The organism is Arthrobacter globiformis, from assembly GCF_030818015.1.
GTDB classification, from domain to species: Bacteria; Actinomycetota; Actinomycetes; order Actinomycetales; family Micrococcaceae; genus Arthrobacter; species Arthrobacter globiformis_C.
On sequence record NZ_JAUSZX010000001.1, the window covers coordinates 4,751,581 to 4,763,465 of the forward strand.

The window sequence follows — 11,885 nt, forward strand, 5'->3', positions numbered from 1 at the left end:
ACAAACAACACGAATTACAAGAAGAGTCGGGGCTAAAGCCCCGCGGCAGCACCGGCAAGGACGGGTTCGCCCGCCGGCGTCAAAACTGAGGGCACGACGGCGGCTGCCGGCTTGGGCGCCGACGGCGCGAGGCTCCGGCGCCACTTGGTGAACAGCCGAGGCTGGTTCATGCCCAGTACGGCAACGGGAACGTCATCCCGGTAGTAGACGGCCAGCAGGCTATGCTCGGCAGCATCCCCCGCCTCGACGTCCAGGCGGTCGTAACCGGCCGAGTGACCGGCGAACTGGATCTTCACCCCGTGCTGGTCCGACCAGAAGTACGGCGGCTTCAGCGGCTGCGCCGGTGCGTCGTCATCGAACAGCGCCTGAACCGCCAGGGCCGCCCGCTCCTGGGCTCCCGTCCAGTGCTCCACCCGGCGGTGCCTGTCAACGGCGGCGTCAAACCAGGCGGCGCAGTCACCCACTGCCACAATGCCGGGAACGTTGGTGCGCCCCATCGCGTCGCACAGCACACCGCCGTCGACCTCCACGCCGGAACCGGCGAGCCATTCAACGTTCGGCTCCGCGCCGATTCCCACCACCACAACGTCGGCGGCGACAAAGGTCCCGTCGGCCAGCCGGAGCCCGGTCACGTTCCCCTCGCCTGCGTAAAAGTCCTCGATGACTGCCGACGAGATGAGCCGGACACCCTTGGCGGTGTGCAGGCCGCCCACCACCGAACCCATCTCAGTACCCAGCTGCGCGGCGAACGGCACCGGTTTGGTGTCCACCAGGGTGACGTCCATCCCGCGGGAGGCGGCGGAAGAGGCAACCTCGGCGCCGACGAAGCCTGCTCCAATGACGGCCATCTTGCTCCCCGGCACAAGTTCCGGCGCCAGGCTTTGCGCATCTGCGAGGGTGCGCAGCGAGAAGACGTTGCTCAGGCCGGCCAGGGCTGGCAGCTGCCGGGCACGAGCGCCGGTGGCGATGACGATGCCGTCAGCCTGGATAACCTTGCCGTCGGCCAGGCCGATGGTCTTCGACGACGCGTCCAGGGACACTGCACGTGTACCCAGCAGCCATTCGGCGTCAAGGTCGTCAGTTTCGGTTTCCAGGGACAGGTCCTCGGCCGTAATGGATCCCAGCAGGAAGTCCTTGGAGAGCGGCGGCCTGTCATACGGACGGTGCTCTTCATCGCCGATGATGACGAGCCGTCCGGTGAAGCCTTGGGCGCGGGCTGCCCGCGCGGCGGAAAGACCGGCCAGCGAGGCTCCCACGATCGCAAGCGTCTGCATTTCTTCACCCTCTTTCTATTGCTCTTAGCGCAACAAGAATCGCTATATGCAACAGAGTGATCCATACCACGGTAGCTGTCAAGGGATTGGTGTCTCATTAAGGACGAGCTGCGTAATCGGGTTATTAACCCTTGACAAAACAGTGTGAGCGAAAGCACTCTTGTTGCATATTACGACTGCTGTTGAGCTATGCGGAACAAGCGCCAGCACTAGCCATCTACCTCCCACCCAAGAAATGAGGCCCCCATGCACAAGGCATGCCCGCTCAGCGAACTGGCACCAGGGGAAGCCCTGCGCCTGAACACTGCGCCACCCATCGCTGTCTTCCACACCGAGGACGGTGAGCTCTTCGCCATTGATGACACCTGCACCCACCAGGACGCCTCGCTGACCGACGGCTGGGTGGAAGGCTGCGAGGTCGAGTGCCCGCTGCACGCCTCCAAGTTCAACCTCCGGACCGGCCAGGTTGACGCACCGCCGGCCAAGCTCCCCGTCCGCACCCACGAAGTCACCGTTGTTGACGGTGACATCATGGTCATCGAGTCCGAGGATGAGCCCAACCTTCCCCCTGGGCTGACAGTCAACGGCCACATCTAACGCCATCCCGTCCGGTGGCCAAAGCAGCGCGGCTTGGGTCACCTCCGCAATCGCAGCGACGTCTGCACCAACCCAGGAGACACCCCTTGTCCACACTCCTTGAAGGCGCCCCCGCAGTCGCCGCCACCACCGCCGCCAACTCCGGCGCTCCGGCAAAAGCCCGTGCCGCAGAATTCGTTCTCACCCTGGCCTGCCCGGAACGGCCGGGCATCGTCCGCGCCATCACTACGTTCCTGGCCGACCGTGGCTTCGACATTGTGGAGCACCAGCAGTTCGACGACCATGTCAGCGGCAACCTCTACCTGCGCACCGCCTTCACGCAGAGCAGCGCCTTCACGGAGAGCAGCGATGCCGGCGACCAGGGTCCCTTCGCCAAGCTCGACCAGCGGGAACAGCCCAGCCAGCAGACCGCCGAAAGCCTCACCTCCGAGTTCGCAGCCATCGCTGGCGAGTTCGGCATGGACTTCAGCATCCACGACGGACGCCCGCAGCGACTGCTGGTCATGGTGTCGAAGTTCGGCCACTGCCTGAACGACCTCATCTTCCGGTGGCGCGCCGGCAGCCTGGGTGCGGAGATCGCCGTCGTGGTTTCCAACCACGAGGACTTGCGGCCGATGGCCGAAGCGGCTGGGCTGCCCTTCATCCACGTGCCGGTAACGGCAGCCACCAAGGCGGAAGCCGAGGCCCGCCTGCTGGAGCTGGTGGCCGAATACGACGCGGATCTCGTGGTGCTGGCCCGCTACATGCAGGTGCTGTCCGACGATCTGTGCAGGCAGCTGCGCGGCCGGGCCATTAACATCCACCACTCGTTCCTGCCCGGGTTCAAGGGCGCGAAGCCGTACCACCAGGCCTACGACCGCGGAGTCAAGATGGTCGGCGCCACGGCCCACTACGTCACCGCCGACCTCGACGAAGGTCCCATCATCGAGCAGGAAGTCTTCCGGGTAGACCACGCCCTCGACCCGGACGCCCTGGTGACAGTAGGCCGGGACGCGGAGACCCAGGCGCTCTCCCGCGCGGTGAAATGGCACTGCCAGCACCGCGTCCTGCTCAACAAGACCCGCACCGTCGTATTCCGCTAATTTTCCGCTAACGCGAACCAGGAGAACCACACACCATGAGCGCATCACCACGCGTCGTCATCATCGGAGCCGGCATCGTCGGCACCAACCTCGCGGACGAGCTGTCCAGCCGCGGCTGGAACAACATCACTGTCGTCGAGCAGGGTCCGCTGGAACTGGCCGGCGGCTCCACGTCGCACGCCCCCGGCCTGGTGTTCCAGAACAACGCGTCCAAGACGATGACGGAATTCGCCACGTACACTGTCAACAAGCTGCTCTCCCTGAGCAAGGACGGCCAGTCCTGCTTCAACCAGGTGGGCGGACTGGAACTGGCAACCACTCCAGAGCGCCTGGCCGACCTCAAGCGCAAGATGGGTGTGATGACCTCCTGGGGCGTCGAAAGCCGGATCGTCGACGCCGATGAATGCGAAAAGATCTACCCGCTGTTGAACACCGGCAAGCTCACCGGCGGCCGCGAGGTCCTGGGCGGCCTGCTCATCCCCACCGACGGATTGGCCCTGGCTGCCCGTGCCGTGCAGCTGCTGATCGAGCGCTCCCGCGAGCGCGGCGTGACCTTCCTCGGTTCCACCTCCGTCACCGGCATCTCGCAGTGGGGCGGCAAGGTCACCGGCGTCGAGACGTCCTCCGGCGTGATTCCTGCCGACATCGTGGTGTCCTGTGCAGGTTTCTGGGGCCGGGAGCTCGGCAAGATGGTAGGCTTGGAGGTGCCGCTGCTGCCGCTGGCCCACCAGTACGTCAAGACCACGCCGCTGCCGGAACTCAAGGGCGTGAACGAACTGCCCAACGGCGCCCAGAAGCCCATCCTCCGCTACCAGGACCGCGACCTGTACTTCCGCGAGCACGGCGACCGGATCGGCATCGGCAGCTACGCCCACCGGCCCATGCCGGTGGACATGTCCGCCCTGCCGAAGGTGCCGGCCGAGGACATGTCCGACCACCGGATGCCGTCCCGGCTGGACTTCACCCTGGAGGACTTCGCGCCAGCATGGGAGGACTGCCAGGACCTGCTGCCGGCACTGCGCAGCGCCGCGATCGAGGATGGCTTCAACGGTATCTTCTCGTTCACACCCGACGGCGGCCCGCTGATCGGCGAAGCCCCGGAACTCTCCGGATTCTTCGTTGCCGAGGCCGTGTGGGTGACGCACTCCGCAGGTGTCGCCAAGGCCGTGGCCGAGCTGCTCACCGAGGGCCGTTCCCGCACCGACCTGCACGGCACCGAACTCACCCGCTTCGAAAAGGTGCAGACCTCCGACGACTACGTCAGCGAGACCTCGCAGCAGAACTTCGTGGAGATCTACGACGTCCTGCACCCGCTGCAGCCTAAGGAATCCCCGCGGGACCTGCGCGTCAGCCCGTTCAATGTCCGGCAGAAGGAACTCGGCGCGTTCTTCCTCGAGGCTGCCGCCTGGGAGCGTCCACACTGGTTCGAGGCCAACCGCCCGCTGCTGGAGGAACTGCCGGCGGAGTGGCAGACGCCGGAACGCGAGCCCTGGGCGGCAATGTTCTCCTCCCCCATTTCCGCGGCCGAAGCGTGGAAGACGCGTACCGCCGTCGCGCTTTACGACATGACGCCGCTGAAGCGGCTGGCCGTCAGCGGCCCCGGCGCCCAGGAGCTGCTGCACCGGCTGAGCACCGGCAACATCGCCAAGAAGCCCGGCGCGGTTACCTACTGCCTGCTGTTGGAGCACGACGGCGGCATCCGCAGCGACGTGACCGTCGCCAGGCTCGGGGAGGAGGACTTCCAGCTCGGCGTGAACAGCAACGTGGACTTCGACTACATGCGCGTTGAGGCCCGCAAGCAGTCCGCCGCCGATCCGGCCAAGTGGGTGCACGTCACCGACATCACGGGCAGCACCTGCTGCATCGGCCTGTGGGGCCCGCTGGCCCGGGAAGTCATCGGCAAGGTCAGCAGTGACGACCTCACCAATGACGGCCTGAAGTACTTCCGCACCAAGGAAATCTCGGTGGGCGGCATCCCCGTCACCGCTATGCGACTGTCCTACGTGGGCGAACTCGGATGGGAGCTGTACACCACCGCCGAATACGGCCTCAAGCTCTGGGACCTGCTCTTCGAAGCGGGCCGGGAGCACGGCATCATTGCCGCCGGCCGCGGCGCCTTCAACAGCCTGCGCCTGGAGAAGGGCTACCGCCTCTGGGGCACGGACATGACCACCGAGCACCACCCCTACCAGTCCGGCCTCGGCTTCTCGGTGGCGAAGGACAAGGAAGGCTACGTGGGCTTCGAGGCGCTGGCGGCACGCAAGGAACAGCCGGCTGAGAAGGTGCTGCGCTGCCTGACGGTCGACGACGGCACGTCCATCGTGCTGGGCAAGGAACCGGTGTACGTGGGCGGGGTAGCGTCCGGCTACGTCACCAGCGCCGCGTACGGCTACTCCATCCGCAAGCCGATCGCCTACGCCTGGCTGCCCGCCGCGGTTTCCGAGGGTGACGCCGTGGAGATCGAGTACTTCGGCCGGCGCGTCCCGGCCACGGTCAGCGCCGAGCCGCTGTTCGACCCCGGCATGGAGCGCCTCCGCGGCTGACGCTCATTTCGCCCGCCACCAAGAACGGCCCGCTTCCGAAAGGAAGCGGGCCGTTCTGTTGACTGGGCTGCAAGAGTGTCTGGGACGCTCGGCCCGTCGCTCCAATTCTCAGCCGGGCGCTAACCCCGGCAACAGCAGCTAGCCAGACGGTGCCCGTTCCAACGCATCGAGGATCAACTCCAGCCCGTAGGCGAATTCGTTGCCGTAGTCGTAGCCGGGCTGCATGACAACCTGCGTGGCGATCTCGACCATGTGTGGGTATTCCCCGGTCGCGAACCGTTCCATGATGGGACCGGCCACCTCCGCCATCGGCTCATTGCCTGGTTGATGTTTACATCTGATGCATCCACCCCAGGTCGACGTGCCACTCAACCCGGAACGTTCCTGGGGTCGTTGCCATGGCTATTCTTCTCGGCAATGTTGCCGTCCTGGTTCTTGATGACGTGCTCCACCTTGTCGGCCTGGGCAGCGTCCCGGCCGGCAGCTATCGTTTCATCCTTAGTGCCGCAGCCAGCACCGAAAGCACGGCCGTGCCAGCATTATCCAACGGAGACTGCCTGTACCGCGTGAGTACTACGACCAAAAGGGAATTGATACTGGTGGGGCCAACCCCCACCCCGGTCGGGAATCGAGTACTACAGTGGATGCATGGCTGCCAGCCGCAATCCGCTCGACGACCTGCGCGAAACCATCGGCCATCTGACCGATCAGCTCAAGCTGCACGGTTCGGAGCGCGTCGACGACCTGGTCGGCGATCTCATCGGTGCGAGGCCCGGGCCGGCCCGGCCACTGTCCGAGGTGCAGGCCGAGCTCGACGCGCTGGTCGGACTGGAGACCGTGAAGGAACAGGTGCGGGCCCTCGTCGCACTGCTCCAGGTCCAGGCCCGCCGTAAGACGCACGGCCTGCCGGAGGTGGCCACATCACAGCATCTGGTGTTCCTCGGAAACCCGGGCACGGGCAAGACCACCGTGGCGCGGCTCCTGGCCGAGATGTACCGCGCGGTCGGTCTGCTGCAGAAGGGCCACTTGGTCGAGGTCGACCGTTCTGGCCTGGTGGGGCAGTACGTCGGCGCGACCGCCATCAAGACGGACCGGGTGATCCGGCGTGCGCTGGACGGCGTCCTGTTCATCGACGAGGCCTACGCGCTGGCCCCGGAAGACGGCCGGACGGACTTCGGCCCCGAGGCGATCGAGGTCCTGCTCAAGCGGATGGAGGACCACCGCCACCGACTGGTCGTGATCGTGGCCGGGTACCCGCGGCTGATGGAGTCCTTCTTGCTCTCGAACCCCGGACTGCGCTCCCGGTTCGCCCGCGAGATCACGTTCCCCGACTACTCCGTCGACGCACTCCAGACGATCTTCCACCAGATGCTGGTCCAGCACGAGTACACACTGGAGCCGGGTGCGGACCAGACGCTGCGCCGCATCCTCACCGGGCTCCACGCGGGCGAGGACTCCGGCAACGCACGGTTCGCCCGCACGCTGTTCGAGCAGGCGCTCAACCGCCAGGCGCTGCGGCTGTCGCTCGACGAGGAACAAAGTCTCGACGCGCTCGATCGTGAGGCCGTCATGACGCTCACCGCGGACGACATCGTCGAGGCCGCGCTGGCCTTGGGCGAGGAGCCGGAGCCGGAACCGACGCCGGAACCGGAGCGGTCACGCTGGTGGCGCTGGCTGGTCTGACCGGACCTGCGGCGGCTGCCAGGCGAATGCCCGTCCCGCCCCCGAGCGGGAAAAGCACAACTGAACTGGTCCCCAGAAGTTGGACTGGCCAAATAAGATCCTAAGCCGCGAGGGCCTGGGCCCGGTATTGCACCGGGCCCAGGCCCTCGAGGATCGCACCTGCGCCCGAGGAGACTCCACCACGAGGCGTGGCGGTATTGGAAGCCCTGATCGGAATGCACGAGCGGTTGCTGACCAGGCTCCAGGCAGGTTAGGGCTTCACGCAACGAAGTGTTGGTCAGAGCCGGGTTCGGGGAGGTGCCGATGGTTGGCAAAGCAGCTCGAGTGCCCGGATCAGCTTCAGCACGGTCTTCTTCGCGACCGCCCAGCCCTGGTTGAGCAGTTCCGTGTGGATGCGGCGGTGCCCGTACCGGCCATGGTTCTTCTTGAAGATTCCGGGGAGCAGTTCAAAGGAAGCGGGGCCGTTCTTGTGCGGAATGGGTCAGCTAGCTGAAGCCGGCTCCAGGGCACCGGCCTCGGCAGCCGCAGTCCCGCCTGCGTGCGGCTCGAAGCGGACGAACATGGCCTTGAAGCCAGGGGTGTTCGACACCCGGGCCACGTTTTCCTTGTGGACCAGCGCGTTGGCTTCGGGGAAGTACGCCGCGGCGCAGCCCTTGGCCGTCGGGTAGGCCACCAGCCGGAACTTCTCCGCGCGCCGGTCCGTCCCCTGGAAGGTGCTCACCACATCCACGAGGTCGCGGTCCTTGAAGCCCTGCTCGGCCAGGTCCTCAGGGTGCACCAGGATCACCCGGCGCCCGTCGGAGATACCCCGGTAGCGGTCGTCCAGGCCGTAGAACGTGGTGTTGTACTGGTCGTGGCTGCGGATGGTCTGCAGCACCAGGTGGCCGGACGGCGGCGTGAGGTACTCCAGCGGGCTGACCGTGAAGCGACCGCGGCCGATGTCCGTCGCGAAGGAGCGGGTGTCGCGCGGCGGGTTCGGCAGCACGAAGCCGTTCTTGGTCCGGACCCGGGCGTTGAAGTCCTCGAACCCGGGCAGGACCCGGGAGATGTGGTCGCGGACCACGTCGTAGTCCTCGGCCATGGCCTTCCAGTCCACGGAATGATCCGGGCCGAACGTGGCCTCGGCCATCCGCGCCACAATGACCGGCTCAGCGAGCAGGTGCTCGGAGACCGGCTGCAGCCTGCCCTGGGTGGAGTGGACCACGGACATGGAGTCCTCCACGGACAGGAACTGGGCGCCCTTGGGGTGCTTGTCGTCCTTGTCCGTGCGGCCCAGCGTGGGGAGGATGAGCGAGGTGCGGCCGTGCACCACGTGCGACCGGTTGGGCTTGGTGGAGATGTGGACGGTCAGGCCGATCCGCTGCATCCCGGCTTCCAGGGTTTCCGTGTCCGAGCACGCCAGCGAAAAGTTCCCACCCATGGACACGAACACGTCCACCTCGTCGCGCTCGAACGCCTCCATGGACTCCACTGCGTCGTGGCCGTGGTGCCGCGGCGACTGGATGCCGAACTCCTTGTCGAGGGCCTCCAGCAGCCACTCCTTCGGCTTCTCCCAGATACCCATGGTCCGGTCGCCCTGGACATTGGAATGTCCCCGCACCGGGCACGCACCGGCACCGGGCTTTCCGAAGTTGCCCTGCAGCAGGAGGACGTTGACCATCTCCTTGATGGTGTCCACCGAGTGCGGCTGCTGGGTAACGCCCAGCGCCCAGCAGAAGATGCTGGCCTTGGACGCCACCAGCATCGCGGCCACGTCCTCGATCTGCTGCCGGCTCAGGCCCGTGGCCCGCTCCGTCTCCTCCCAGTCCAGTTCCCGGCGGGCTTCGACGTACGCCTCAAAACCGTCGGTCTGCGCCGCAATGAAGGAACGGTCGACGACGGTCCCCGGGTTTTGCTCTTCGGCCTGCAGCAGCAGGTGGCCGAGGGCCTGGAACAGGGCGAGGTCGCCGCCCACCTTGATCTGCAGGTATTCGTCGGCCAGCGGCGTGCCGCCGCCCACCACGCCGGAGAGCGTCTGCGGATCACGGAAGTTGAACAGGCCGGCCTCGGGCAGCGGGTTCACCGCCACCACCTTGCCGCCCTTGTCCTTGCATTCCTTCAGCGCGGACAGCATGCGGGGATGGTTGGTGCCGGGGTTCTGCCCCACCACGAAGATCAGCTCGGCGTCGTGAATGTCATCCAGCGATACCGTGCCCTTGCCGATGCCGATGGTCGGGTTCAACGCGGAGCCGGAGGACTCGTGGCACATGTTGGAACAGTCCGGCAGGTTGTTGGTGCCCAGGGACCGGGCGAACAGCTGGTACATGAACGCTGTCTCGTTCGCCGTGCGGCCCGAGGTGTAAAAGAGGCAGCGGTCCGGCGTGCTGGCCCGGATGTGCTCCCCGATCAGCTCGAAGGCATCCGCCCAGGAAATCGGAGAGTAGTGCGTCTCCCCCTCCCTGATGACCACCGGTTCGCTGAGCCTGCCCTGGTTGCCCAGCCAGTACTCGGTCTTCTCCGACAGCTCCGCGATCGAGTGCTTAGCCCAGAACTCCGCACCCACGGTCCGCAGGGTATTCTCCTCGGCCACGGCCTTGGCGCCGTTCTCGCAGAACTCGGCGGCCTTGCGCTTCTTGTCCGACTCCGGCCACGCACAGCCCGGGCAGTCAAAACCGCCGCGCTGGTTCAGCCGCAGCAGCGACTGCGCCGTGCGGGTCACCCCGGCCTGCGCCACCGCGCGTTCCAGCGCCACCATCACGGCCTTGACGCCGGCCGCTTCGGTCTTCGGCTTGTGGACTTCGAGCTCGTCCTCGTTGATGTCCGCGACGGGGGCGGGCTGCTTCCCGAACTTCATTGTTCCAACTTCCTAACCGGCTGCTTTCGTGCCTGTTTTGATCGCCACTAAGGCGCGCCAGGTATTCCTGGCGCGCCTTGCGTGTGGCGATCTTGTCTTTACTGCTTACTGCGCGGCCTTGGCGAGGGTTTCGCGTTCGGCGGCGATGGTGGTGTTGTCCCCGTGTCCGGTCCTGACGGTTGTGTCCGGGGGGAGGGTGAGGAGTCGTTCGCGGATGGAGGTCAGGATGGTGGGGTAGTCGCTGTAGGAGCGGCCGGTGGCGCCGGGTCCGCCGTTGAACAGGGTGTCCCCGGTGAACACGGTGTTCTCGGTTTCGAGGTGGAAGCAGGTGGAGCCCGGTGAGTGGCCCGGGGTGTGGATCGCCTTCAGCGTGGCCCCGGCGACCTGGAACTCGTCCCCGTCCGCGATCTCCCGGTCGGCGGTGGTGCCGGGGTAGACCTGTTCCCAGAGGACCTGGTCCTCCGGGTTCAGCCAGACAGGGGCGCCGACGGCGTCGGCGACCTCGCGGGCGGCGCCGATGTGGTCGTTGTGCGCGTGCGTGAGCAGGACCGCCAGGACCTTCCGGCCCCGGACCTGGTTGATGATCGCGGCGGCGTCGTGCGGGGAGTCAATGATGACGCATTCCTCCTCGTTGCCCACGATCCAGACGTTGTTGTCCACATCCCAGGTCCCGCCGTCCAGGGAGAACGTGCCCGAGGTGACGAGGTTCTCGATTGTGACGCTCATGCGGATACCCCTGCAGACTGGGCAGCAGCTGCCGTGGAGGCCGCTCCTCCGGTGCCGGGCTGGATTTCGACGACGGAGCGCAGGACCTTGCCTTCGTGCATTTTCTCGAAGGCTTCCTCGACCTGGTCGATGGTGATCCGTTCGGACACGAACGCGTCCAGGTCCAGGTTGCCCTGCTTGTAATGGGAGACGAGCATCGGGAAGTCACGGGAGGGCAGGCAGTCCCCGTACCAGGAGGACTTCAGCGACCCGCCCCTACCAAAGACATCCAGCAGCGGCAGCTCCAGGACCATCTCCGGGGTCGGCACCCCGACCAGGACCACACGCCCGGCGAGGTCGCGGGCGTAGAACGCCTGCTTGTACGTCTCCGGGCGGCCGACGGCCTCGATCACCACATCGGCCCCGTTCCCGCCGGTCAGCTCCCGGATCGCCTCGACCGGGTCCGCGGTCCGGGAGTTCACCCCGTGCGTCGCGCCCAGGGACTTCGCCATCTCGATCTTGTTCTCATCGATGTCCACGGCGATGATCGTCGTCGCGCCGGCGAGTTTCGCCCCGGCAACCGCGGCGATCCCCACCCCGCCGCAGCCGATCACCGCCACGGACTCGCCGCGCTTGACCTCACCGGTGTTAATCGCCGCGCCGATGCCGGCCATCACACCGCACCCCAGCAAACCCACCGCGGCCGGGTCGGCGTCCTCATCGACCTTCGTGCACTGCCCGGCAGCGACCAGGGTCTTCTCCGCGAACGCCCCGATCCCCAACGCCGGGGACAGCACGGTCCCGTCCTCCAGGGTCATCTTCTGCGTCGCGTTGGCCGTGTTGAAACAGTACTGCGGCTGGCCCTTCGCACACGCCCGGCACTGCCCGCACACCGCACGCCAGTTCAGGATCACCCGGTCACCGACCGCGACCTCAGTGACACCCTCACCCACGGCAGAGACAACACCGGTCGCCTCATGACCCAGCAGATACGGGAACTCATCCCCGATCCCGCCCAGCTTGTAATGCAGATCCGTATGGCACACCCCGCACGTCAGAACATCCACCAACGCCTCACCCGGCCCCGGATCCGGCACCAGGATCGTCTCCACCGACACCGGAGCATCCTTCGCCCTGACAACAACAGCCTTCACTTTATGAACCATAA

10 protein-coding genes and 1 pseudogene are annotated in these 11,885 nt (G+C 66.3%); 4 read left to right on the forward strand and 7 right to left on the reverse strand.

The window, feature by feature from the left end:
- Positions 1 to 32: 32 nt before the first annotated feature.
- Positions 33 to 1,274 carry an NAD(P)/FAD-dependent oxidoreductase gene (locus QFZ23_RS22200; RefSeq protein WP_306926294.1) on the reverse strand — a complete coding sequence of 414 codons (1,242 nt, stop codon included), beginning with the start codon at positions 1,272 to 1,274 and terminating at the stop codon, positions 33 to 35.
- Positions 1,275 to 1,520: 246 nt separating this feature from the next.
- On the opposite strand from QFZ23_RS22200, the gene QFZ23_RS22205 reads away from it, so the two are divergent.
- From QFZ23_RS22205 to QFZ23_RS22215, 3 genes are all read left to right on the forward strand, one after another.
- On the forward strand, positions 1,521 to 1,871 hold the full coding sequence (locus tag QFZ23_RS22205) for a bifunctional 3-phenylpropionate/cinnamic acid dioxygenase ferredoxin subunit (RefSeq protein WP_306926295.1): 351 nt from the start codon (positions 1,521 to 1,523) through the stop codon (positions 1,869 to 1,871).
- A gap of 86 nt (positions 1,872 to 1,957) precedes the next feature.
- Positions 1,958 to 2,953, forward strand: coding sequence for a formyltetrahydrofolate deformylase (purU, locus tag QFZ23_RS22210; RefSeq protein WP_306926297.1), 996 nt, complete (start codon positions 1,958 to 1,960; stop codon positions 2,951 to 2,953).
- Between the two features lie 35 nt (positions 2,954 to 2,988).
- Positions 2,989 to 5,496 (forward strand): GcvT family protein, encoded by a 2,508-nt coding sequence (locus tag QFZ23_RS22215; protein WP_306926299.1) that lies wholly within the window; start codon positions 2,989 to 2,991, stop codon positions 5,494 to 5,496.
- Between the two features lie 138 nt (positions 5,497 to 5,634).
- On the opposite strand, the gene QFZ23_RS22220 is transcribed toward QFZ23_RS22215, so the two are convergent.
- Together QFZ23_RS22220 and QFZ23_RS22225 are read right to left on the reverse strand one after the other, a co-directional pair.
- Positions 5,635 to 5,781, reverse strand: a complete 147-nt coding sequence (locus QFZ23_RS22220) for a hypothetical protein (protein WP_306926301.1) — start codon at positions 5,779 to 5,781, stop codon at positions 5,635 to 5,637.
- An 83-nt stretch (positions 5,782 to 5,864) separates the two neighbouring features.
- A pseudogene (locus tag QFZ23_RS22225) lies at positions 5,865 to 5,990 on the reverse strand (DUF2188 domain-containing protein); the annotation flags it as partial.
- A 154-nt stretch (positions 5,991 to 6,144) separates the two neighbouring features.
- On the opposite strand from QFZ23_RS22225, the gene QFZ23_RS22230 reads away from it, so the two are divergent.
- A complete protein-coding gene (locus QFZ23_RS22230) occupies positions 6,145 to 7,179 on the forward strand; it encodes an AAA family ATPase (protein WP_306926303.1) in 1,035 nt (344 codons plus the stop codon).
- A gap of 277 nt (positions 7,180 to 7,456) precedes the next feature.
- On the opposite strand, the gene QFZ23_RS22235 is transcribed toward QFZ23_RS22230, so the two are convergent.
- The 4 genes from QFZ23_RS22235 to QFZ23_RS22250 all read right to left on the reverse strand — a co-directional run bounded on the left by QFZ23_RS22235 (position 7,457) and on the right by QFZ23_RS22250 (position 11,883).
- A complete protein-coding gene (locus tag QFZ23_RS22235) occupies positions 7,457 to 7,657 on the reverse strand; it encodes an IS3 family transposase (RefSeq protein ID WP_306926972.1) in 201 nt (66 codons plus the stop codon).
- Positions 7,658 to 7,660: 3 nt separating this feature from the next.
- Positions 7,661 to 10,012 (reverse strand): FdhF/YdeP family oxidoreductase, encoded by a 2,352-nt coding sequence (locus QFZ23_RS22240; RefSeq protein ID WP_306926305.1) that lies wholly within the window; start codon positions 10,010 to 10,012, stop codon positions 7,661 to 7,663.
- A gap of 105 nt (positions 10,013 to 10,117) precedes the next feature.
- Positions 10,118 to 10,738: an MBL fold metallo-hydrolase gene (locus QFZ23_RS22245; RefSeq protein ID WP_306926306.1), complete on the reverse strand. Its 621-nt coding sequence runs from the start codon at positions 10,736 to 10,738 to the stop codon at positions 10,118 to 10,120.
- Positions 10,735 to 11,883 carry an S-(hydroxymethyl)mycothiol dehydrogenase gene (locus QFZ23_RS22250; RefSeq protein WP_306926308.1) on the reverse strand — a complete coding sequence of 383 codons (1,149 nt, stop codon included), beginning with the start codon at positions 11,881 to 11,883 and terminating at the stop codon, positions 10,735 to 10,737. The genes QFZ23_RS22245 and QFZ23_RS22250 overlap by 4 nt, the downstream gene beginning before the upstream one ends.
- Positions 11,884 to 11,885 lie beyond the last annotated feature (2 nt).